The sequence below is a fragment of the Streptomyces sp. NPDC093510 genome (assembly GCF_040683555.1).
In the GTDB taxonomy this organism is placed as follows: domain Bacteria; phylum Actinomycetota; class Actinomycetes; order Streptomycetales; family Streptomycetaceae; genus Streptomyces.
The window spans coordinates 112826-134947 of record NZ_JBFBEE010000020.1 but is presented as its reverse complement, the minus strand read 5'-3'; the positions used below and the strand labels follow the sequence as shown (position 1 = coordinate 134947).

20 protein-coding genes and 1 pseudogene are annotated in these 22122 nt (G+C 72.0%); 9 read left to right on the top strand and 12 right to left on the bottom strand.

Annotated features, from left to right (window positions below):
* Positions 1–32: 32 nt before the first annotated feature.
* Positions 33–1214 (bottom strand): hypothetical protein, encoded by a 1182-nt coding sequence (locus AB0N81_RS29595; protein ID WP_365363590.1) that lies wholly within the window; start codon positions 1212–1214, stop codon positions 33–35.
* Positions 1214–1879, bottom strand: coding sequence for an RNA polymerase sigma factor (locus AB0N81_RS29590; RefSeq protein ID WP_365363588.1), 666 nt, complete (start codon positions 1877–1879; stop codon positions 1214–1216). Before AB0N81_RS29590 ends, AB0N81_RS29595 begins: the two co-directional genes overlap by 1 nt.
* A gap of 501 nt (positions 1880–2380) precedes the next feature.
* Between AB0N81_RS29590 and AB0N81_RS29585 the strand changes: the two are divergent.
* Positions 2381–2867 (top strand): annotated as a pseudogene (locus tag AB0N81_RS29585) (Uma2 family endonuclease).
* A 92-nt stretch (positions 2868–2959) separates the two neighbouring features.
* Here AB0N81_RS29585 and AB0N81_RS29580 read toward each other — a convergent pair.
* The 3 genes from AB0N81_RS29580 to AB0N81_RS29570 form a co-directional block, all read right to left on the bottom strand.
* Positions 2960–3631 (bottom strand): hypothetical protein, encoded by a 672-nt coding sequence (locus AB0N81_RS29580; RefSeq protein WP_365363586.1) that lies wholly within the window; start codon positions 3629–3631, stop codon positions 2960–2962.
* On the bottom strand, positions 3628–4263 hold the full coding sequence (locus AB0N81_RS29575; RefSeq protein ID WP_365363582.1) for an RNA polymerase sigma factor: 636 nt from the start codon (positions 4261–4263) through the stop codon (positions 3628–3630). The genes AB0N81_RS29580 and AB0N81_RS29575 overlap by 4 nt, the downstream gene beginning before the upstream one ends.
* A 119-nt stretch (positions 4264–4382) precedes the next feature.
* Positions 4383–5117, bottom strand: coding sequence for a hypothetical protein (locus tag AB0N81_RS29570; RefSeq protein WP_365363580.1), 735 nt, complete (start codon positions 5115–5117; stop codon positions 4383–4385).
* A 347-nt stretch (positions 5118–5464) separates the two neighbouring features.
* On the opposite strand from AB0N81_RS29570, the gene AB0N81_RS29565 reads away from it, so the two are divergent.
* Positions 5465–8236: an FG-GAP-like repeat-containing protein gene (locus tag AB0N81_RS29565; RefSeq protein WP_365363578.1), complete on the top strand. Its 2772-nt coding sequence runs from the start codon at positions 5465–5467 to the stop codon at positions 8234–8236.
* Positions 8237–8299: 63 nt separating this feature from the next.
* Here AB0N81_RS29565 and AB0N81_RS29560 read toward each other — a convergent pair whose 3' ends face one another.
* From AB0N81_RS29560 to AB0N81_RS29545, 4 genes are all read right to left on the bottom strand, one after another.
* A complete protein-coding gene (locus tag AB0N81_RS29560; RefSeq protein ID WP_365363576.1) occupies positions 8300–9904 on the bottom strand; it encodes an amino acid ABC transporter substrate-binding protein in 1605 nt (534 codons plus the stop codon).
* A gap of 18 nt (positions 9905–9922) precedes the next feature.
* Complete coding sequence (locus AB0N81_RS29555) at positions 9923–12133, bottom strand: hypothetical protein (RefSeq protein WP_365363574.1); 2211 nt, start codon at positions 12131–12133, stop codon at positions 9923–9925.
* A gap of 45 nt (positions 12134–12178) precedes the next feature.
* Positions 12179–12841 carry an RNA polymerase sigma factor gene (locus tag AB0N81_RS29550; RefSeq protein WP_365363572.1) on the bottom strand — a complete coding sequence of 221 codons (663 nt, stop codon included), beginning with the start codon at positions 12839–12841 and terminating at the stop codon, positions 12179–12181.
* An 86-nt stretch (positions 12842–12927) separates the two neighbouring features.
* Positions 12928–13326, bottom strand: coding sequence for a hypothetical protein (locus AB0N81_RS29545; protein WP_365363570.1), 399 nt, complete (start codon positions 13324–13326; stop codon positions 12928–12930).
* Positions 13327–13657: 331 nt separating this feature from the next.
* Here AB0N81_RS29545 and AB0N81_RS29540 point away from each other — a divergent pair, with 331 nt between their 5' ends.
* Positions 13658–14173 carry a hypothetical protein gene (locus AB0N81_RS29540; protein WP_365363568.1) on the top strand — a complete coding sequence of 172 codons (516 nt, stop codon included), beginning with the start codon at positions 13658–13660 and terminating at the stop codon, positions 14171–14173.
* Between the two features lie 4 nt (positions 14174–14177).
* On the opposite strand, the gene AB0N81_RS29535 is transcribed toward AB0N81_RS29540, so the two are convergent.
* From AB0N81_RS29535 to AB0N81_RS29525, 3 genes are all read right to left on the bottom strand, one after another.
* Positions 14178–14783 carry a hypothetical protein gene (locus AB0N81_RS29535; protein WP_365363566.1) on the bottom strand — a complete coding sequence of 202 codons (606 nt, stop codon included), beginning with the start codon at positions 14781–14783 and terminating at the stop codon, positions 14178–14180.
* A 75-nt stretch (positions 14784–14858) separates the two neighbouring features.
* The gene (locus AB0N81_RS29530; protein ID WP_365363665.1) at positions 14859–15365 is read right to left on the bottom strand and encodes a hypothetical protein; all 507 of its coding nucleotides are present in this window, start codon (positions 15363–15365) and stop codon (positions 14859–14861) included.
* A 108-nt stretch (positions 15366–15473) separates the two neighbouring features.
* On the bottom strand, positions 15474–17078 hold the full coding sequence (locus AB0N81_RS29525) for a glycoside hydrolase family 20 protein (protein ID WP_365363564.1): 1605 nt from the start codon (positions 17076–17078) through the stop codon (positions 15474–15476).
* A gap of 328 nt (positions 17079–17406) precedes the next feature.
* On the opposite strand from AB0N81_RS29525, the gene AB0N81_RS29520 reads away from it, so the two are divergent.
* The 6 genes from AB0N81_RS29520 (at position 17407) to AB0N81_RS29495 (ending at position 22119) form a co-directional block, all read left to right on the top strand.
* A complete protein-coding gene (locus AB0N81_RS29520) occupies positions 17407–17946 on the top strand; it encodes a 2-oxo-4-hydroxy-4-carboxy-5-ureidoimidazoline decarboxylase (RefSeq protein WP_365363664.1) in 540 nt (179 codons plus the stop codon).
* Between the two features lie 150 nt (positions 17947–18096).
* Positions 18097–18477, top strand: a complete 381-nt coding sequence (sdhC, locus tag AB0N81_RS29515) for a succinate dehydrogenase, cytochrome b556 subunit (RefSeq protein WP_150185849.1) — start codon at positions 18097–18099, stop codon at positions 18475–18477.
* Between the two features lie 8 nt (positions 18478–18485).
* A complete protein-coding gene (locus AB0N81_RS29510) occupies positions 18486–18989 on the top strand; it encodes a succinate dehydrogenase hydrophobic membrane anchor subunit (RefSeq protein WP_365363562.1) in 504 nt (167 codons plus the stop codon).
* Positions 18990–19005: 16 nt separating this feature from the next.
* Complete coding sequence (sdhA, locus tag AB0N81_RS29505; protein ID WP_365363560.1) at positions 19006–20760, top strand: succinate dehydrogenase flavoprotein subunit; 1755 nt, start codon at positions 19006–19008, stop codon at positions 20758–20760.
* Complete coding sequence (locus AB0N81_RS29500; RefSeq protein WP_365363559.1) at positions 20760–21530, top strand: succinate dehydrogenase iron-sulfur subunit; 771 nt, start codon at positions 20760–20762, stop codon at positions 21528–21530. The genes sdhA and AB0N81_RS29500 overlap by 1 nt, the downstream gene beginning before the upstream one ends.
* Before the next feature lie 178 nt (positions 21531–21708).
* Positions 21709–22119: a VOC family protein gene (locus AB0N81_RS29495; RefSeq protein ID WP_365363662.1), complete on the top strand. Its 411-nt coding sequence runs from the start codon at positions 21709–21711 to the stop codon at positions 22117–22119.
* Positions 22120–22122 lie beyond the last annotated feature (3 nt).

Sequence of the window (22122 nt, the reverse complement as noted above, 5' to 3'; positions counted from 1 at the left end):
GAGAGGCTTCCGCGACCCGGTCCGGCCACCGGTCACGGGAAGGTGGGGAGGGCGCTGCGGGAGGACGCGGGGGTCGGCGGGTGGGCGGACGGGGTGGAGACGGGCGGCACGGGGTGGCCGCCGGTGTCACCGCCCGAGCCCCCGTCGCCGCCGTCGCCGCCGTCGCCGTCACCGCCCGAGCCGTTCTCGCCGTCGCCGTCCCCGTCGCCACCGCCCTGGCCGCCGCCGTCGCCGCCGTGACTGCCGTCTCCGCCGCCCTGCTGGCCGTCGCCGCCGTGCTGGCCCCCGCCGTGCTGACCGCCGCCGCCCGGACCGCCCAGGACCCGGCCGCAGAACGCCTCCACGCGCGCGGGACCCTTGGCGGCCTCCTCCAGGCGGCGGCGCTTGTCGCCCTGGAGCTCACCGCTGCGGTAGGCGCGGCAGGCGAGCACCACCTTGCGGTACCACTGCTTCGCCTCGTCGCCGCGAGGCGTCCTGTCGCCGCTCGGCTGCTGCGGGCTGCCGGTGTGCTCGCCGCCCGCCTCGGCCTCCGGCGGCGGACTGCTCGCCGTCTCCCGCGACGTCGGCTCCTCGTCGGGCGCCGTGCTCGCGTCCGGGACCATGTCCTCGGACGGCTCCCCCGCCTCCTCCGACGGGGTGGCCGACGGCTCTTCCGGGGTGGCGACGGGTGACGCGGACACGGCGGGGCCCGGGTCACTGTGCGCGCCGAACGGCGAGGGCAGCACGCCTGTCCCCGCGGCCACGGCGACACCGCCGATCATGCAGGCCGCGAGAGCCGCGGCGAGCCCGAAGCGGACCGGGCGGCCCCAGCGGCTGGGGCGCGGCCGGTCCCCGGCACGTCCCATGCGTACGGTCTCGCCCGCGGCCGCCTCGTGGGCGGCCGTCGCGTACGGCGCGGTCCTGGCGCCGCCGCTCCGCGCGGCCCCGGCGTTCTCCGCGCGGGCGGCCCGGAACGCGGCCAACGCGGCGGCCTCACCGGGGAGTTCACCGGAACCGGCAACAGCGCGGGGCGCGGAACCGGCGGCGTTCTCCACGCCGGAATCGGCCTGCGCGACCTGCGCGGCCTGTGCGGTCTGCGCGGCCAGCGCGGCGAGGGCCTGCGCCAGCCGGTCGGCCTCAGGGCGCGTGTCAGGGTCGATGCCTTCGAGGGGCTCCCCGCGCAGCAGACGCTCCGCCGCGTCGCGGTCCAGCCACTGATGCTGCTCGTCGGCCATCACATGTCCTTCTGCGTCCGCGTACGCGATTGCGTCACACCGGCGGACGTCACCGCGCATCCGCGCGGCTCTCTCTGAGGCGGTACGGCGCCGAGCGCCTCCTTGGGGTCGGCCCCCTCCGGACCGAGCAGCTCGGCGAGGCGTTTCAGCCCGCGGTGCGCCGCCGTGCGGACGGCTCCCGGGCGCTTGCCGAGGGTCTGCGCCGCGCTCTTCGCGTCGAGACCGACGACGACGCGGAGCACGACGGCCTCCGCCTGGTCCTGCGGGAGCTGGGCTATCAGGGCGAGGGTGTCGCCGGTGGCGAGGGACTCCATCGCCTCTCCGGCGGTGTCGGCGTCGCCCGGCTTCCCGGTCAGCTCCGACTCGTCGCCGCCCACCGCGGGACGGCGGCCCCGCATGCGTATGTGATCGAGGGCGCGGTTTCGCGCGATGCGCGCCGCCCAGCCCCGGAACCGGTCCGCGTCGCCGCTGAACCGGTCGAGGTCGCGCGCTATCTGCAGCCAGGCCTCGGAGGCGACGTCCTCGGCGTCCGGGTCGGCGACCAGCGTGCGTACGTATCCCAACAGCCGTGGGTGCACGGCGCGGTACACAGTCCGGAACGCGGTCTCGTCCCCGTCCTGCGCCGCAAGCACCGCGGCGGTCAGCTCCGCGTCGTCCCCCAGCACTCTCTCAATCCTGCCACTCGGAGATCTGCGCCCGGCCCCGGCGCGAAGCAGCACGCTACGGGCTCGGACACACCTACGTCCATGTTTGTACAACGCGCAACTAACGCGTGACAGAACGCGGTGTGACAGAAAACGCACGCGCGGCGCTGAAGGAAGTACGGACCGCACGCGGTTCGTACCGTGTGCCGGCCGGGGCCTCTCCTGTGGGGGGTGGCGGCCCCGGCCGGTTTCCCGGTACTCCGTCCCCCGAACAGCGTCGATGCGTGACCTTCGGGGTCGACCGGCCAACGCGCGCCCGACCGGCCGGACGCCGGGAACGACCGGCGCACGTGATCTCGCCACAGCCCGCCGTCGGCACCTCCCCGCCGGTAAGGCCGGTACGTCCGTCCTCTTCATCGATGCGAGCCGACTCGGCATGCGGGAACCGCGACGCGGGCTCCCGACGAAATCCGGAGACGAGCTCCGGGAGCTCTCGGCTCGTCGCAGCCGTACCGTGAAGCCATGACCGCACTGCCCGACTGGATGCGCCCACCCCGCGCGGAAGGCTGGTTCGCGGAGGACCTGGATCACCTCCCCGAGGCGCCGCGTCACACCGAGCTGATCGACGGAACCCTCGTATTCATGCTGTCGCCCCAGCGGTCCTGGCACGGTCGTCTCGTCACCGCCCTGACCACCTCGCTCATGGCGCAGGCACCGTCCGGTACAGAGGTCGAGCGGGAGATGACGATCCGCCTCGATGCCCGCAATCGTCCCGAGCCGGACCTCTTGCTGACGGACATGCCTTACGACCCCGACCGCACCTGGTGTCCCCCCGACGCCGTGCAGCTCGTCGAGGAAGAGGGCGGCACGCCCGCTCCACGTCTACGAGCTCGACGAACCAACGGGCGCGTATGCGCCCGCAGGCATCTTCCGGGGCGTCCTTCAGCGCCCGCTGCCCTTCGACATCACTCTCGACCTCGACAGGCTCACGCCTTCCCGGAGTCGCTGAAAGCCACCACCACGACAGCGGTCGGGCATGGAGCCTGTGGCTCGACGAACTCACGCCTCTGGAGCAGGTGACCGCTCCCGGTCCACCTCTCGCTACCTCTTGGGCTCGGGCCCGGACCTCTGCCCACCCTTCCCCTTGGCCTTGGCCTTGGCCTTGGCCTTTCCGTTGCCCTTTCCCTTGGCCTTCGCCTTCTCCCCGGGCTGCGGCTTGCTCTTGGGAGCGCCGCCCCCGCCCTTCTTCCTGACCTCGTTGTCCCGGCCTTCGTTGTTCTTGCTCTCCGAACCGGGAGCGGCAGGTTCGGCGTGAGCCGATGGCGGTGCGGACGAGGATGGTGCGGACGAGGGCGGTGCGGACGACGAGGCCGGGTCCGGGCGTTCGTAAGGGGACGACGCAGGGGGCCGAGCAGGGGACGGAGGGTCGGACACCGTTCCCGCCCCCGCCAGCGCCACCCCGCCGAGCAGGCCGCCCGCCAGCACCGCACCCCCGGCCGCCCGCAGCGAGACCCGGCCCCGGCGGCGCTCGCGGGGGCGCCAGTCGTCGCGGCGCCGGGTTCGCGCCCGGTGCGCGCCCTCGTCCCGCGCCGCGCGGAACGCCGCGACCGCCTCCCCCTGCGCCACCACGTCGACCTCGGCACGCCCCGCCGCGGCGAGCAACTCGCCGAGGGAGGGGGAGGAAGAGGGAGAGGGAGAGGAGGGAGGCGGTGGAGGCGGGGGCGGGGGCGGGTTCGGCGTACCCCCGGAGCCGGGGGTCTCGTCTGCGTTCATCTCGACTCCCCCAGCGCGCCGGGACCGTCATCCGTCACACCGTCGGGCCCGAGCGGCCCGAGTCGTTCGCCCAGCTTCTTGAGGCCCCGGTACGCGGCCGTCCGCACCGCCCCGGGGCGCTTGCCGAGGACGCGCGCCGCCGTCGGGCCGTCCAGGCCGACGACCACCCGCAGCAGCACCGCCTCCGCCTGGTCGCGCGGCAGCGTGGCGACCAGGGCGAGCACCCGCTCCGTGGAGATCGCCTCCAGGGCCGAGGAGGGCGTGCTGTGCGGGCCCGGGAGTTCGAGCATGTCCTGTTCCAGCACGGCGGGCCGCGGCCGCGCCTTCTGGCGGCGCAGGTGGTCGAAGGCCCGGTGCCGGGCGATCGTCGCGGTCCAGCCGCGGAAGCCCGCGCCGTCCCCGCGGAACCGCCCGAGGTCCCTGGCTATCTCCAGCCACGCCTCGGCGGCGACGTCCTCCGCCGTCTCTCCGTCCGTGCCGACGAGGCCGCGCAGATAGCCGACGAGCCCCGGCTGGACGATGCGGTAGGCGACCGCGAACGCGGCCTCGTCGCCCTCCTGGGCCGCTGCCACGGCCCTGCCCAGCTCCTCGTCGTGCGCCTGTGCTCGACGGGGTCCCCCACCCTGGCCCAACCCGCTCCCATCCGGCCGACTCGGGCACAGTGCGCGGCGCCTGTGCCTCCACGGTCACCAGCGTCGCCGGGCGCGGAAATGTCACAGCGACCCGGCGCACGGCCACCCGCCGCGGGGTGTCACACCTCGAAGAGGCCTCCGCCGCCGGGACGGATCTCCGTGATGTCGATCGTCTGCGCCGCCGCCGGGGCCACCGCGGTGACCGGCTCCTCATACGCGGAGAATCTCATCCTCATGACCTCGCCGTCCTTCTCCGACTCCAGGCCGAGGACGTACGGCTTGCCCTGCGCGGCGATGTACACCGACGTCTCGCTGCCGTCCCTGTGCTCGACGAGCGGGGTGACGTCCTTGCCGTAACGCCTGGTCTCCGGACCGGCCTTGATGACGCTGTCCGGGCCGGGGCCGACGGGCATCGCGCGGGTGATCTTGTCGAGGTCGCAGCTGTTCACCGGCGACGCGGGGCCCGCGGCGGCGCCCGCCGGGATCTTCAGGTACTTGCCGCTCGCGAGCGCCGTCCGCTCCCTGACCCGCGCCGCGGTCTCGGGCCCGCGGGCGGCGGCCATCTCGCGGATCACCGCCAGCGACTCCTCGCTGAAGCGCATATAGGTGGAGCCGCCCCCGATCATGATGAGGTCGCCGCGCTGGGCCGGGCCCGCGTCGAAGGTGCCCGTGCAGTTGTTGTCGCGGTCCATGTGCAGAGACACCTTCTGGTGGCCCTTCGGGGTGACCTTGTCGACGCCTATGCGCACCGAGCCCACGTCGCGGAGCAGCTTCAGGGCCTCGACGGTGAGCTCCTTGCCGCGCCTCTCATCGTCGGGCACGACGTCCTCGAAGCTGCCTCCGGAGTACGTCACTTCGCGATCCGTGCCACAGGACGTGAGCGTGCCGGCGGCCGCGCTCACCGCGACGCAGAGCGCGGCCCCGCGCACCCACCGTCTGTCCGCCGCCGCACGTCGCCCCGTGCGACCCGCCATGCCGTTCCCCACCGGTTCCCCCGCCCGTACTTTCACTCAGCGCCACGCTGGTGACATTTCTTCACAACTGTCACATGGCCCAGCGCACCGGCCCGCCCCCGTGTCACACCCTCCGCGTGCGGGATACATCACGCGACAAATCGCCCTTCCGGCTACAACCCTTTGCCTCTTCGGTCAGTCGTACGGACTCGCTTGGTTCACCTGAAATTCGTTGAGGGGTGGGGTAATTGATCCCGCGCAAACCGCGTGAAAAGCCGCGTACCACGCATGCGTACAGGCCGCTGAGCCTCAAGCGCAGGGCGTGGCTGACGGTCGGGGCGGTCGTGCTGGGGGGTGCCGGAGCGGTGACGTACGCGATGGCCGGTCCGAGCGACGGGGAGGGCCCCGGCCCCGACCCGCGCGCCAAGCGGCCGGCGAGCGTGCACGATCTCCCGCTCGAGGCCGACGGCGCGGCGAAGCGGGGGCTGCCGCGCACGTCGACCGAGCAGTTCTCGCTCCTCGGGGTCTCCTGGAGCGGGGACACCGAGGAACTCGAGGGCACGGCCCAGGTCCGTACGCGCGCCATCGGTTCCGGCGCGTGGAGCGGCTGGCAGTCCCTGGACCTCGAGCCGCACCCTTCGGAGAAGGCGGAGGCGGGCTCGCGTGCCGCCTCCGATCCGCTCTGGGTCGGGCCGTCCGACGGCGTGGAGGTCCGCGTCGCGGCGGCCGACGGGACGTCGAGTTCCGTGCTGCCGGAGGGACTCGAGGTCAACCTCGTGGACCCTGGTGTGACGTCCAAGGAGGCGCGGAACCCGTCGCTCGACGGCGGTCCCGGCGCGTCCGGCGCCGCGGCGAGGGGCACCGCGATGGCCCCCGCGGCCTTCGCGGCCGACGGCGACACCCCCACGCCCACCACCGGTCCTGTACCGGCGGACACGCCGACCGCACCGACCACGCCGACCGCACCGGCCGCCGCCCCGCGGGCCGCCGACGAGCCGCCGTCGGCACCCGACCCGTCGGAGTCGTCGGACTCGGCCACCACCCCCACCAAGCCGACGGCCCCGCCGTCCACGGTCACCCGGCCGCCCGTGATCGGCCGTGCGGCCTGGGGCGCCGACGAGTCGCTCGTCAAGGACCCGCCGGAGTACACCGAGAAGGTCAAGGCGGTCTTCGTCCACCACACGATCGGCTCGAACGACTACAGCTGCGCCCAGTCCGCGTCGCTGGTCCGCGGCCTCCTGACGTACCACGTGAAGACCGAGGGCTGGAACGACCTCGGCTACAACTTCCTCGTGGACAAGTGCGGCCAGGTCTTCGAGGGCCGCGGCGGCGGCATCGACGTGCCCGTCCGCGGCGCGCACACCTACGGCTTCAACGGGGACTCGGCGGGCATCGCCGTCCTCGGTGACTTCGAGGGCGACCCGGCGACGGACAAGCCCGCGGGCAAGCCGACTCGTGCCGCCCTGGAGTCGGTGGCGCGCGTGACGGCCTGGAAGCTCGGCCAGTACGGGGGCGACCCGGCCGGCAAGGTGACGCTGACCGCGTCCGACGACACCGGCGTGTGGAAGAAGGGCGAGCGCGCCTCGCTCAACACCGTCTCCGGGCACCGCGACGGCTACGCGACCGTCTGCCCCGGCAAGAACCTGTACGCCAAGCTCGGCGAGATACGCCGGTACGCGGGCAGCGCGGGCCGCAACTCGGCCCTACCGACGGGCGACTACAACCGCGACGGCATCACCGACCTGATCGCCGGCACCCCGAAGGCGTCGTCGGGCCGCGGCCGCGTCACCGTCGTGCCCGGCGGCCTGGACGGCCCGGTGGGCGGTTCGAGGATCTCGCTGACGCAGGCGAGCACCGGCGTTCCCGGCTCCTCGGAGACCGGCGACGACTGGGGCGCCGCCACCGCGTGGGGCGACCTGAACGCCGACGGCCACGCGGACCTCGTCATCGGCGCGCCCGGCGAGGACGACACGTCGGGCAACAAGGACCGCGGCGCGGTCACGATGCTCTACGGCCCGACGTTCACGTCCGGCACGGACATGCAGCTCTCGGCCGACTTCCACTACCCGGGTGCCCGGTTCGGCGCGGCGGTCGCGTCCGGCGACTTCAACGCCGACGGCAAGGCGGACGTCTTCGCGGCTTCGACCGGCACCGGCGGTTCGTGGTCCGCGCGGCTCGACGCCGACCACGCCTCGGGCGGCAGCCTCACCCCGGGCGACACCGCGATCGCCTACCCCGACGCCGCGTCCGGCGACTTCAACAGGGACGGTTACGCGGACGTGGCGCTGACCTACCGCGACCAGGCGGGCAAGGGCAAGGTCGCCTGGTTCAGGGGCGGCAGGTCGGGCCTGAGCCGGGTCGGCGTCCTCTCCGTCCCGGGCGGCCGCTCGGTCGCCGTGGGCGACGTCAACGGCAACGGCTACGACGACCTCGTCATCGGCCAGCCCTACACCGCAGAGTCGGGCGCCCACGCGGGCGGCCAGGTCACGGTGGTCCCCGGCACGTCGACGGGCTTCACGACGACCGGTATGAAGACGGTCCACCAGGCGACGTCCGGCGTCGTCGGGGCGGCCGAGGCGGGCGACGCGATGGGCTGGTCGGTCGCGGCGGGCGACTACAACGCCGACGGTTACGCGGACGTCCTCACCGGCGCCCCCGGCGAGGACATCACCCGCTCCGGCACCAACCGCAAGGACGCGGGCACCTCGCTCCTCCTGAAGGGCTCCTCGTCCGGCCTCACCGGCACGGGCGCGAAGGCGTTCTCGCAGGACGAGCCCGACGTGCCCGGCTCCACGGAGAGCGGCGACCGCCTCGGCTCCTCGGTGACGCTGGCCGATCTGTCCGGCTTCGGCCGCGCCGACCTGGCCATCGGTGTCGAGGGCGAGGACACGGGCGACGGCACGATCCTCCAGCTGGACAGCGGCAGTTCGGGCGTGCCCGGCGCGAGCGGCGTCTATTACGGACGTACGGCGCTGGGGACCCCGGCGGGGGCCAAGCTGGGCCAGGCCCTGACCCCCTGACGCCCTGACGGCTCACGCGCCGCTCCCCGGGACGACACCCGGGGAGCGGCGCTTCGCGGCGCCTCACGTGCCGCTGGGCACCCGGCAGTCCTCGGGCTGCGGCTTGCCCTCGGGCCAGCCGATGCCGACGAACTCCAGCTCTTCGGTACGCGGGTTCAGCTCGACCACGGCCACCGGCTTGTCGTAGGCGTTCCCCGCGTTGGTCAGACAGATCCAGCCGCTGGCCCCGCGGACGCGGTTGACCGCTTCGAGGCGCTGCCACATGTCGGAGACCCGCTTCAGCGGCGGCACCGTTCCCTCGGTCTGGGCGTTGGACAGCAGCACGGCCTTGGCTATGGTGCGTACGCCGTCGTGCACCAGCATGGTGCGGGAGTCCTTCAGCCGTACGGGCCCGATCTCCCCGGCGCTTCCCCTGCCGATCAGTGCGCGCAGCTCGTCCAACTCCCGCTGGGGCTCGGTGAGATACGCCGGCCGGCCCTTCGCACCACCCTTCTTGCCGCTCTTCCCGCTCAGCTCGTGGTTCCAGGCGTCGGGGTGGCCGGGGGCCGCGTACTGCACCGTGACGACGGGCTCCTGCCCGCCGCCGCGCAGCCGCTCCCAGTCGTCGCCCTTCATGTAGCGCTCTAGCGTGGCCGCACCCGAGCCGCTGACGATCGTGTACTTCTTCCCGCGGCACTGCACGTCGGCCAGTTTCAGCGCGAAGAGCCGCAGGTGGACCGGGCGCCCCGCGAAGTACACGTAGCGGGCCGTGGACTGGCAGATGTTCTGGGCGATGAGGGTGAAGTCGTTGCCGGTGTCGCCCGGGTCGGTGATCGAGGGGGAGTCGAACGTCTGGTCCTTGGGTCCCGGCGGCCCCTTCTCGTCGCGGCTGAACGCCTCGGCGAGCGAGTTGTTGTATATGTCGCGCGGCCGCTTGTCCCTGACCAGGACGGTCTCCTCGTCCTTGAGCTCGCCGTGGAAACTGGCCAGCGCGTCGGCCTGCTGGCGGTTGGTCGGGATGATGCGGGCGAGGCCGGGATAGGGCTCCTTGCCCGCGCTCTTCTCCGGGTTGGCCAGGCCGTCCGCGCTGACGCGGGCGGCGAGGACCGGGATGTGCAGGTCGCCGGTCAGCCGTGCGATGGCCTTCTCCGTGGCGTCCAGGCTGAGGTTGAAGCCGGTGACGGCCCGGAGGTTGTCGTTCTTGTCCGCGGCCATGTCCGCCAGCTGGTCGACGACCCGCTCCTGCTGGGCGTAGGCGTCGCCGGGGTTGGCGAGGACGAGCCGCAGCAGGGGTGTGTTCTCCTCGCGGTTCGCCCGGTACTGGGCGAGGTAGGCGCCCTGGATCTCGCTGCGGAGCTGTACGCGCTCGGCGGCGATGTCGGGCTGGAGCGGCAGCATCAGGGCGACGGTGACGTGCGGCTTGTCGCCGACGAACTCCTCGTTCTCCTTCGCGATGGCACGGGCCACCTCGTCGATCTCCCGCGTACCGAAGGCGTATCCGGTGCCGTTGACGCCGATGCACTCGCCGCCGTGCTTCTCGACCCCCGTGGCGCAGCTGTCGGGTCCGCCGATCGGCGGCAGGAACACGTACAGGAGCACGCCCGCGGCCACGAGGCCGGACAGCGTGAGAACCCTGCGCATCCAGTTGGCCAGGAACGTGTTGTACAGCCAGTTTCCGAACTGTCTCACCGCTGCCCTCCCTTTCCGTCAGCCGAACCCGATGTGCTCCGTGCACACGCACCGCTTCAGCGGCTGTTTGTCCTCGGCCCGGTCGCCCCAGTCGCGGGCCATGCGGATGAGGAGCGCGGCCCCGTCAGCCGCCCTGGCCACGTCCGCCCCCTCGGGCCCCTGGTCGCGCACCGCCTCGTCGGCGAGGGTCGCCAGCTCCTCGCTGAGCTCCCGCAGGGGCCCGCGCAGGACGCCGGGCACGATCTCCTCCAGCGGCCGCGTCCGGTCCTCGGTGAGCCACACCGCGTGCAGCAGCCGGTCGATCCGGCGCCGCAGGGTGTCGCCGCGCACCTGCCTCTCGCCGAGGGCGCGCGCGTACCGGTCGTCGTCGGCGCCGACCAGCGCGGCGTCCGCCACGGCGAGCAGTTCCTCGCACCACTCGCCGACGGGACGGGTGCGGAAGGCGTCGGCGAGGTAGCGGGTGACGAGGTCCGCGCCGTCGGAGGCGAGGAGGTGGTGCATCCGGTGCGCGGCGGCGGTGACGAACAGGGCGTCGGGGTGGCGGTCGCCCAGGTCGCGGTAGTGGCCCTGGAGCAGCGCGTGGTCGGCGTGCCAGGCGGCCCCGCCGTCGCGCAGCCGGTGCAGCCGCCGTGTGAGCAGGCGGCGCAGGCCGAGGTCGCCGATGAAGTGCCGGGGGCAGCGGGGCCAGCCGGTGTCCTCCAGGAGTTCGGCGATGCGGTACGCGTTGAGCTGCTCGGTACGCCCTTCCTGCACCGCGCGCATCAGCGTCTGGGCGCACTCCACGTCGTGCGCGACCGACAGGTGGGTGAGCAGGTCGAGCCAGTGGCCGCGGTGCTCCGGGGGCAGTTCCTCGGGGAGCCGGCGTACGACGAGTTCGTCGATCAGTACGTCGGCCACCGGGCGGTCGGCGACGGGGCGGCCCTGCTCGTCCTCGGCCGCCGGCACCCGGGCGTCCAGGATCGCCCAGTCGGTGCACTCCTCGGCCGTCGGAAAGGTGGCGGCCGCGGTCGCCTCGCCGAGCCGGGTCACGAACCGCGGGCGCCCACCGCTCAGCCGGTGCACACCGCTGTGGATGCGGAGCCGGACGGCGTTGTCCGGCTGCTCATGGCCGCCGCGCGACCGGCTGAGCTCGTCCTTCTGCCGGTCGCGGGTGAGCACGGGCATCCGTACGAGGAGGACGCCCCGCCACAGCGGCGCGTGGTCGGGGACACCGCCCGGCGGCCGGCTCCACCGGGGCAGCTCGCCCGTGAAGGGCTGCCAGGTCGCCATGCCGTCGCGGCTGCTCCCGGCCCGGTGCAGGAAGCGGCCGCCGTCCTCGCGCCGGGCCGTCGCGAGGATCACGAGGCGGTCGTGGTGGCCCCGCTCCCGGTCCTCCAGGGCCGGTTTCACCAGCCGTCTGCCCAGGGAGCCGTCCGCGTGGTCGAGGAGCAGGGCGGGCCGCCCCACTCGCGACATACGCCCGCGCACCCCTTGGTAGGCGGCGTCGATGTCCTGCCGCAGCGCCCGGAACAGAAAGCCCTCGGCGATGCGCCGCGCCTCACCGCCCTGCTGGAAGTCCTCGCCCAGCGCCCGGAGTCCGGCCTGTGGATGGCCGCCCGCGCCGGGGTACTCGCCGTAGCAGTCCGCGAGGGCTGCCCTGCCCTCCGCGGAGACGCGGGCGAACAGCCCGTCGAGCAGGGCGTTGAGGAAGGGCCCGGCCAGCGGGCTGGTGACAAGTCCCGCCAGGTGGCCCAGGTAGTTCCTGGCCGTCCCCTTCAGCACGCCCCGCCAGAAGGAACCCGGCGGCAGGATTCCGTCGAGGCGGCTCACCTCGTCCACCAGGGGCGCCGTCCGGGCGAGCCGGTCGCTCGCGGCGACGGCCGCGAGTCCCGCGTACAGCCTCGGCACGGCGATCCCGCCGCCGTCGCCGCTCCAGTCGCCGTACTGCAAGGCGATCTTGCGCAGCACCTCGGTCACTTCCGACCGGCTGCCGGGCTCCTCCGCGGCCTGCTCCCGGCAGTCGGTCAGGGCGCAGTCGACGTACGCGACGGGGACGCGCGGCCCGAAGTGCCGCCGTATGCAGCGCAGCAGCCGCCCTTTGCCCATGCCGGGCCCGCCGACGAGAAGCACCACGGGGAGATCGGGCCCGTAGAGGGGTTCCCGTTTCCGCCCCGCCGCGGTCCTCCCGAGCAGCCGGGCGATCAGGCCGCCGTCGTCCAGCAGCTCAGCGAATCCGAGTTCATCAGGCACGGGCCTCTCCGTGGCCGCGACGGCCGTGTCTACAGTGAAGGCGCGTCAGGTTAGCCGTGTGGACGGGGGTTTGGGGAGGGTGCGCCGCAAGTCACCCCGTGGGTACACCCGGCGTCCGGGTGCCTCCATGTCCGGCTGGTGCGCCAACTGACGCGCCAGCCGCAGGAGGCCGCGCCGGGACGCCGCCCGCACCGCCCCGGGACGCTTGCCGAGGACCCGCGCGGCGGAAGGGCCGTCCAGGCCCATCACCACCCGCAGCAGGACCGCCTCGCCCTGGTCGGGCGGCAGGGCCGCGACCAGGTTCAGCACGCGCTCCGTCGCCAGCGCCTCCAGGACGAGGCCGGCGGTGTCGTCCTCGGCCGGGATGTCGAGCAGGTCCTGCTCGACCGGTGAGCCGCGCGGCCTGCTGCGGACCCGGCGCAGATGGTCGAGGGCGCGATGGCGCGCGACGGCCGCGGCCCAGCGGCGGAAGTCGGCGCCGCTCCCCCGGAACCTCTCCAGGTCGCGCACGATCTGCAGCCACGCCTCGGAGGCCACGTCTTCCGCGTCGTCGCGGACGAGTCCGCTCACATGTCCGAGAAGTCCCGGGTGAACGCACCGATAGACAAAGGAGAAGGCCGCGTCGTCCCCCTTCCGCGCTTCCCCCAGAGCCCGGGTCAGCTCCTCGTCGCAAGCCGCCGTACGGCGATGTACCCCACCCTGCGCCACGCTCTCCTCTTCACCCAGCCGGCACCGGCCACCGTGCCGCGTTTCCCCATAATCAAAGAAGGCTCAATAATTCATCGGCGTCGATTTCACGCCACATGGCGCACACGGCCCGGCAAGGTGAGGTAAAAGGTCTGGAGCGAGACCTCGGAGCCATCCGTTCCGCCTCTCTCGAGGCAATTGACGACCTTCCCCAGGGGATTCCACACCCGGCCGTCCGGCATCCGGACACCGACGGACTGCCCGAAGAATTCCCGCTGCTCTCCGTCGAAGTCGATCCAGACGGCGCCCGCGCGGCGCACGAGGACTTCCCCGACGTAGGCGCCGAGCCCGAAGAGGGTTTCCGCGATCTCGCCGCGCGTACGGCCGCTCCTGCGGAGGCCGTCGATGAGGAAGTCGACGACGCGGAGACTGGCCACGGAGAAGTCGAGCGGAAGCCGGTTCCGCGCGGTCGCCCGCGCGACGAACCCCCGCGCCTGCTCCCTCATCTCCTGTGCGCCGACCGCCTGACTGCGTCCGCCCTGTCTCCCCTGTCTCCCCTGTCTTCCCTGTCTGCCCTCACCGTCCATGAGTCCCCACCCCTTCGCCTCGGCAGCCGAGAGCGCAGGACGCGCCCTCTCTCTACTGAGCGGAAGTCGCCTCTCTGTTGTGACGGCTTTCCGTCGTGCCTCTTCTCACACAAAAATGCCGCACGTTTCGTACAACCATTTCGCCACAGGACCCCCGACCGCCGGGGGAAAAGTCCGGTTTCTTCCCTGCCTGGTGGATAGCCTTCCCGATGTTGTATAACCACCCCGATTTCACGAGGGGCTGGAGAAGATGCGCAACGGAAACGCGACCGCGGGCAGAGAAACGGACGGCCTGGGGGAATTAGTCGTTCCGGAGGATCCGGACGATCCGACGGTGGTCGGCGAGATATCGAACCGGCGCGTGGTGGCCGTGGGCGGAGTGCTGTTCGGCATCTGTGCCGGATTCGTCGTCTACGGCGTCGTCGGCGGCGACGACGAGCCGGAGCGGCGTTCCGTCCCCTCGGTCTCGGTGACGTACCGCGTCACCGGCACGGGCACCGCCGACGTCTCGTACCTCTCGGCGAACACCGAAGGGAGCACGGCCGTCGAAACGGGCGTCGAGACGGCCGTCGAACTTCCCTGGCGGAAGACAGTGCGCGTCCCGCTCGGCAAGGACCCGGCGGTCAGCGTCCGGCTCGGCGAGCAGGGCGGCGAGGCGAGCTGCACCCTCTCCCTGCGCGGCGAACACCAGCAGCGCGCCACGGCATCCGGCGCCGGCGGGCGCGCCACCTGCACCGCCGAACTCCCGGCGGAGCCGGCCCCTTAGCTTGTCAGCAGCTTGTCAGCCCCTCGGCGCTGCCCCGCGCCCGCCGCGACACCACCGCCCGCAGCACCCGGCGGCCCTCTGTGGAGACGTCCAGGGCCTGGCGCAGGCCGCCGATGGGGCCCGCTCCCTTGTTGGAGAGCAGTTCCAGGATGCGCACCTGACGGCGGAGTTCGGCGGCGACCAGCGGGGACATGCCGTCCGTGCGGCCCTCGCGGCGCGCCGCCACCGAGCGGGTGCCGGCCGGCTCGGTGTCCAGGAGTCGGTGGACCTGGAGCGCGGCGACGGAGCAGCCGTCCGCCCACTCCCGGACCGCCGCGCCCGAGTGCGCCGCGGGGACCGCGTCGAGCATGCGCCGGGCGAGCGCGGCCGCCTCACCGGAGGTGCCCCGCACCCGGCCGGCCGGATCACCGGCGGCGTCGAGCGCCGAGCGCGCGTCGGCCAGCGGACCGCCCCAGTCGCCACCGTCGGCGAGCCTGGCCCACAGGGGGCGCAACAGGTCGTCGTCGCCGCCGTCGCCGCCGAGCACCGGAACGCACCGGTCCAGGCAGGCGAGCCCGCTCGCCGCCAGACCTCTCTCGTCGGCCTGCGCGATCAGCTCCACCAGGCTCATGCTGCACTTCTCCCCCGTAACGGACCCTGCACTGCCCCTTACTGCGTGCACCGCCCCGGGAACGTCACTGCCACGTCACTGGGGCACGACGCCCAGCCGGTCGAGGAAGCGGAAGAAGAGCTGCTCCGCGGAGGGTTCGGCAGCCGCGTTCAGTACGTCGAGCAGTGGCCCGGGGCGCACCGTCCTGCCGGATTCAGCGGCCCAGGCGACCGCTCGCCGTGCGGCGTCGCGCGGCTCCAGGAAATAGTCGTCCACGGACAGTTCGGTGTCGCCGAGGTATCCGGCGACCGCGCGCCGCGCCAGGCACGTGCTCCACGCCCCGCTCTGGGGCGCCGCCGCCTCGACGATCACGCAGGCGCTGTCCATCACGAACCCGAAGAGGGCGGGCGCGTCCGTCTCCAGGGCCAGCGTGTTCATGTTCCCGACGTCGCGCGTGCCGTCGCCGCCCGGGACCTCCCACACCTGCCAGCCGTCGGGCCGCCGGTCCAGGAGGGTCAGTTCGTCCCGCAGGTCACCCACCGCCGCGAGCTCCGTGAGCGGCCGCTCGCTCCTGCCGACGACGTAGTACCCCCAGTAGCCCATGCCGCGTCCCCCCGCCGTGTTCCGCACACTCCGTACCGCAATCTTGTCGTTCGTGGCCGAATACACCACAGATACCGGCAAGTCCGCCACCGGAAAGCCGAATTGCGACTAGCCGACCGTGTCGGCGAGCTTCACGAAGTCGTTCCAGGCCAGGGTCGGTTTCCTGGGGTCCCAGAGCTTCTGGACGGTGGCCCGCAACGGCATCCGGATGCCCTGCGCGACCTGCTCCTGGTTCTGTGCCCCCGCGATGTCGCCCCACACCGCGAAGGAACCGCCGAGGATCTGGTCGTCGTACCGCTCGCTCACCGGGCGCGTGCCGCGGACCACCAGCGGGGTCCAGCTCTCGTAGATGCGCTGCCCGGTGGGGTAGCGGAAGGTCTGGGGCTGGCCGAGGACGTAGTAGAGGTACTCGTCGTTGTAGTTGGTGAGCTTGCGGCCCGCCTTCAGGTACTCGTCGGGCTCGCGCGCGCCGATCTCCTTGCCCGTCCAGTAGGCGACTTCGAGGTCGTCGGCGGCCTCGGCGGTCCCGCCCCGGAAGAACCCGTCGTTCCAGGCCTTCGGCTTCTTCTCGTGCTTGCGCACGGTGTCGGCGCGGTCGTTGAGCCAGCCGGTCGCCAGGTCCTGCACGCGGGCGCCGGGGCCGTAGCGCTCGCGGGCGGCCGCGGCCAGCTGCGGATAGGAGGCCTCGGGGTTCTTGACCGTGAGGGCCTGGTATTCGTCGGCGCCGAGGTGCCAGTACGCGCCGGGGAACAGCTCCGCGTACTCCTCGAGGAGATCGTCGACGATCTTCGCCGCCGCGGGTTCGGAGATGTCGAGGGCGCCCTGCGTGGCGGCGCCGCGTGCGTTGCGGAGCTGGAGGGAGGGGTGCTGCCGGATGACCGTGCCGAGGTGTCCGGGCGAGTCGATCTCGGGCACGACCGTGATGTGCCGGCTCGCCGCGAGCTTCAGGATGCCGCGGACCTGGTCCTTGGTGAGGTGGTCGGAGGAGACGATCTCGGGGTGCGAGTCCGACGCGACGCGGAACGCCTGGTCGTCGGAGAAGTGCAGGCCGAGCTGGTTGTACTTGAGATCACCGAGCTCGCGTATGCGGTCCTCGATCCACTTCGCGTCGAAGTGCTTGCGGGCGATGTCGAGCATGAGGCCGCGCTGCGGCTTGGCCGGACGGTCCCGCACGACGCCCTCCGGAGCGGTTCCGCCACCGCTCACCTCCTGCTTGAGGGTGCGGGTGCCGTAGAAGACGCCGGCCTCCGCGGGCGCGGCGATCCGCACCTGCTGCCCCTTCACGGACAGGGTGTACGACTCCGCGCCGCCCTTGGTTCCGCTCTCACCCTTGTCGTCGTCCGTGAGCGCCAGCTCCACGTCGCCCTTTTCGGGCCGCGCCTTCCCTCCGTACCGCAGCTTCAGCTCACCGGCGAGCAGCCGCGCCTCGTCGGCCAGGCCGTCGTCACGGACGACGACGCGGCCCTTGCCCTCGGCGGGACGCCAGCCGGGGCCGCGGGCGGCGGAGTGCTCGCGCACGACGGGTATGGTCCGCGGGGCCTTGGAGAGCTCGTAGCTCTTGGTGGGGGTCGGGGCGGCGGAGGGAGCGGACTTCCCGCCCGCCGGCCGGTCGGTGGCACCCTCGCCCTCGCCGCCGGGCCAGACCGCCACGGTCAGCGCGACGGCCCCGGCGACCGCGGCGCCGCCCGCCGCGGCTATCGGCCCGCGCCTCACCGGTCACCCCTCGGTGCCGTGTTCGATGCCGCGGCGCTCGAAGCTGTACTCGGCGCCGTACCTGAAGTCGGAGTCAGAACCAGAGCCATACCGCCACGCTACGACGGGTCTCCCAGGGCGGCTCGTCCACGCCGGAGAGCCAAACTCTCCCATTCGAGTGAAATTCGCTCATCATTCGGACACCTCTCCACTCGTCTCGATAGCGTTACGTCACCCCCACACCCGCACCGCCCCTCCCTAGCCGCCCCCTGCCCAGGAGCGCACGCTGCCCCCGCACCGTTTCCCCAGCCCCGTCGGCCGCGCAACCCCTGCCGCTCCGCCGCACCAGCTGAACTCCGCGACGCCCGCCGCCGCCGAAGCCGCCCTCCTCACCTGCTGCGGCAGCCGACGCTGGGCCCGCCGTGTCACCGCCCACCGTCCCTACCCCGACCAGGAGGCACTGCTCGCGGCGTCCGACGAGGCGGCGTACGACCTGTCGCCCGCCGACCTCACCGAGGCCCTGGCCTGCGAACCCCTGACCCCCGTGATCCCGCACCAGGACGCCGCCCAGGCGGGGTACGGCGCCGCCCACACCGCCCTGCGCGCCGCCCACGCCGCGTACGAGAGCCGCTTCGGGCACACCTTCGTGATCTGCCTCGACGACGTCGCCCCGGACGAGAGCCTCGACCACCTGCTCTCCGGCATCCGGTCACGCCTCGGCAACGATCCGGAGGAGGAGCGCGCCCTCGCGGCCGATGAGCTGCGCCGCCTCGCCCGCGGCCGCCTGGCCCGGCTCACCGCAGGCCAGACGCCTGGGAACACCGCAGGACACGCCGACAGGGAGAGTCGACCGCAAACGCGCCCCGATAGCCCGTACGTGCCTGTTTGATTGCCTGTTTGATCACACCTGCGGACCCGGGGCAGGGCTACCGACAACTCGTCGATACGATGACGAGCGGCCGGTGGACCGTACCCGGCCGGGCCCGTCCGACCACCCAAAGCCGGCTGGCCCCAATCCCCGCTCCCGGAGGGTTCTGCCGTGCCGGCTGGAACGCTGTACCGCGGCCGGGAAGGAATGTGGTCCTGGGTGGCTCACCGAGTCACCGGCGTCCTCATCTTCTTCTTCCTGTTCGTGCATGTGCTGGACACCGCTCTCGTCCGCGTCTCCCCGGAGGCGTATGACGATGTCGTCAGCACCTACAAGACGCCGATCGTCGCACTCCTCGAGTACGGCCTGGTCGCCGCCATCCTCTTCCACGCGCTCAACGGCCTGCGTGTCATCGCCGTCGATTTCTGGTCGAAGGGTCCCCGCTACCAGAAGCAGATGCTCTGGACCGTCGTCGGCATCTGGGTCGTCCTGATGGTCGGGGCGCTCTACCCCGTCCTCGGCCACGCCGTCCGCGAAGTCTTCGGGAGCTGACGCCAGACATGTCTTCTGACACCACGCTTGAGAAGTCCGCAACGTCCGGGACCTCCGGGATCAGCCCCGTCGAGGGCGCGTCGCTCTACGACGTGGACAACCCGGCCCCGGTCATCGAGGCGCCGCGCAAGCGCACCTCCAAGACCCCGCGCTCGACCCGCGGCAACTTCGAGATGGCCGCATGGCTCTTCATGCGCCTGTCCGGTGTCGTCCTGGTCGTCCTCGTCCTCGGCCACCTGCTGATCCAGCTGGTGCTCGACGGCGGCGTCTCCAAGATCGGCTTCGCGTTCGTCGCCGGCCGCTGGGCCTCGCCGTTCTGGCAGGTCTGGGACCTGCTGATGCTGTGGCTCGCGATGCTGCACGGCGCCAACGGCCTGCGCACGGTCATCAACGACTACGCGGAGCGCCCGAACACGCGTCTGTGGCTCAAGGGCCTGCTGTACACCGCCACGGTGTTCACCATCCTTCTGGGCACGCTGGTGATCTTCACCTTCGACCCGAACATCCGCTAAAGCCGAGGCGACTTCCGTGAAGATTCACAAGTACGACACCGTCATCGTCGGCGCGGGCGGCGCCGGCATGCGCGCCGCCATCGAGGCGACGAAGCGCAGCCGCACCGCCGTGCTCACCAAGCTCTACCCCACGCGTTCCCACACGGGCGCCGCGCAGGGCGGCATGGCCGCCGCGCTCGCCAACGTGGAGGAGGACAACTGGGAGTGGCACACCTTCGACACGATCAAGGGCGGCGACTACCTGGTCGACCAGGACGCCGCCGAGATCCTCGCGAAGGAGGCCATCGACGCGGTCCTCGACCTGGAGAAGATGGGCCTGCCGTTCAACCGCACCCCGAACGGCACCATCGACCAGCGCCGCTTCGGCGGTCACACCCGTAACCACGGCGAGGCCGCCGTCCGCCGGTCCTGCTACGCCGCGGACCGCACGGGCCACATGATCCTCCAGACCCTCTACCAGAACTGCGTCAAGGAGGGTGTGGAGTTCTTCAACGAGTTCTACGTCCTCGACCAGCTCATCGTCGAGGTCGACGGGGTCAAGCGGAGCGCGGGCGTCGTCGCGTACGAGCTGGCCACCGGCGAGATCCACGTCTTCCAGGCGAAGTCCGTGATCTACGCGTCCGGCGGCACCGGCAAGTTCTTCAAGGTGACGTCGAACGCGCACACCCTCACCGGTGACGGCCAGGCGGCCTGCTACCGGCGCGGCCTGCCGCTGGAGGACATGGAGTTCTTCCAGTTCCACCCGACCGGCATCTGGCGCATGGGCATCCTTCTCACGGAGGGCGCCCGCGGTGAGGGCGGCATCCTCCGCAACAAGGACGGCGAGCGCTTCATGGAGAAGTACGCGCCGGTCATGAAGGACCTCGCGTCCCGTGACGTCGTCTCGCGCTCCATCTACACGGAGATCCGTGAGGGCCGCGGCTGCGGTCCCGAGGGCGACCACGTCTACCTCGACCTCACGCACCTCCCGCCGGAGCAGCTGGACGCCAAGCTCCCGGACATCACGGAGTTCGCGCGCACCTACCTCGGCATCGAGCCCTACACGGACCCGATCCCGATCCAGCCCACCGCGCACTACGCCATGGGCGGCATCCCGACGAACGTCGAGGGCGAGGTCCTCGCGGACAACACGACGGTCGTCCCGGGCCTGTACGCCGCGGGCGAGGTCGCCTGCGTCTCCGTGCACGGCGCCAACCGCCTCGGCACCAACTCGCTCCTGGACATCAACGTCTTCGGCAAGCGCGCGGGCATCGCCGCCGCCGAGTACGCGGCGAAGAACGACTTCGTCGAGCTGCCGGAGAACCCGGAGGAGCTGGTCGTCGCCCAGGTCGAGCGGCTGCGCGACGCGACCGGCACCGAGCGGGTCGCCGAGCTCCGCAAGGAGCTGCAGGAGACCATGGACGCCAACGTCATGGTGTTCCGCACGGAGCAGACGATCAAGACGGCGGTGGAGAAGATCGCGGAGCTCCGCGAGCGCTACCTCAACGTCTCGATCCAGGACAAGGGCAAGCGGTTCAACACCGACCTCCTGGAGGCCATCGAGCTGGGCAACCTGCTCGACCTCGCCGAGGTCATGGCGCAGTCCGCGCTCGCCCGCAAGGAGTCCCGCGGCGGTCACTACCGCGAGGACTTCCCCAACCGCGACGACGTCAACTTCATGCGCCACACCATGGCGTACCGCGAGGTCGGCGACGACGGCACGGAGACGATCCGTCTCGACTACAAGCCGGTCGTCCAGACCCGCTACCAGCCGATGGAGCGTAAGTACTGATGGCTACCCCGACCCTCGAGAAGGAAGACGCCAAGCCCGAGGCGGGCTTCGCCGACTCCCCGTACATCACGATCACCCTCCGCGTCCGCCGGTTCAACCCGGAGGTCTCGGCGGACGCCACCTGGGAAGACTTCCAGCTGGAGATCGACCCGAAGGAGCGTGTCCTCGACGCCCTCCACAAGGTCAAGTGGGACCTGGACGGCACGCTGACGTTCCGCCGCTCCTGCGCGCACGGCATCTGCGGCTCGGACGCCATGCGGATCAACGGCAAGAACCGTCTGGCCTGCAAGACCCTGATCAAGGACATCAACCCGGCCAAGCCGATCACGGTCGAGCCCATCAAGGGTCTGACGGTCCTGAAGGACCTGGTCGTCGACATGGACCCGTTCTTCCAGGCGTACCGCGACGTCATGCCGTTCCTGGTCACCACGGGCAACGAGCCGACGCGTGAGCGTCTGCAGTCGGCCGAGGACCGCGAGCGCTTCGACGACACGACGAAGTGCATCCTCTGCGCCGCCTGCACGTCCTCGTGCCCGGTCTTCTGGAACGACGGCCAGTACTTCGGCCCGGCCGCGATCGTGAACGCGCACCGCTTCATCTTCGACTCGCGTGACGAGGCGGGCGAGCAGCGCCTGGAGATCCTGAACGACAAGGACGGCGTGTGGCGTTGCCGCACGACGTTCAACTGCACGGACGCGTGCCCGCGTGGCATCGAGGTCACGAAGGCGATCCAGGAGGTCAAGCGCGCGCTGATCACGCGTCGCTTCTGATCCGGGTCCGCCCGTACGTATCCCGTGGGCCCCGCTCCTTCCTGGAGCGGGGCCCACGGGCGCAGGGGGCCGTACGGTCGAAGTATCGCGCGCCCTATGGGGCAGTTCATGCGCGTCTGCGCCGGTATGTCCACTCTCGGCCTACCCTGACGGAATGTCAGACAACCAGTCGGTCGGCCTGTCCGCTGACCAGTCCGCAGAGCTCCTCGGCTTCGACAACGTCCTGTTTCCCGTCGGCGACCTGGGCGAGGCCGTCGGCTTCTACGAGCGGGCCGGGTTCCCCGTCGCCTTCCGGCTCGACGAGATCGGGCTCGCCATCCTGAAGGTGGGCAAGGAGACGCCGGGCGTACTGCTGCGTGTGGAGGACGGCATCGTCGCGCGTACGCCGTCGTGGCCCTCGCCCCGCCTCTGGCTGGAGGTCCGGGACGCCCGCGCGAAGGGCCAGGCCCTGGCGGCCGCGGGAGTGCCCCTGCTCGCCGAGCCCTTCTCCGTGGCCACGGGCTGGACGGTGGAGATCGCGGACCCGTGGGGGAACGTCGTCGGGTTCGCGGACTACCTCAAACGGCCCGAGCTGGCGCGGAGTTTCTGAGTC

Coding starts and splice junctions, on each gene's coding strand:
- AB0N81_RS29580 (WP_365363586.1), bottom strand. CDS start 3,631: ATGAACGCAGACGAGACCCCCGGCTCCGGGGGTACGCCGAACCCGCCC.
- AB0N81_RS29535 (WP_365363566.1), bottom strand. CDS start 14,783: ATGAGCCTGGTGGAGCTGATCGCGCAGGCCGACGAGAGAGGTCTGGCG.
- AB0N81_RS29540 (WP_365363568.1), top strand. CDS start 13,658: ATGCGCAACGGAAACGCGACCGCGGGCAGAGAAACGGACGGCCTGGGG.
- AB0N81_RS29545 (WP_365363570.1), bottom strand. CDS start 13,326: ATGAGGGAGCAGGCGCGGGGGTTCGTCGCGCGGGCGACCGCGCGGAAC.
- AB0N81_RS29595 (WP_365363590.1), bottom strand. CDS start 1,214: ATGGCCGACGAGCAGCATCAGTGGCTGGACCGCGACGCGGCGGAGCGT.
- AB0N81_RS29510 (WP_365363562.1), top strand. CDS start 18,486: ATGTCTTCTGACACCACGCTTGAGAAGTCCGCAACGTCCGGGACCTCC.
- AB0N81_RS29500 (WP_365363559.1), top strand. CDS start 20,760: ATGGCTACCCCGACCCTCGAGAAGGAAGACGCCAAGCCCGAGGCGGGC.
- AB0N81_RS29530 (WP_365363665.1), bottom strand. CDS start 15,365: ATGGGCTACTGGGGGTACTACGTCGTCGGCAGGAGCGAGCGGCCGCTC.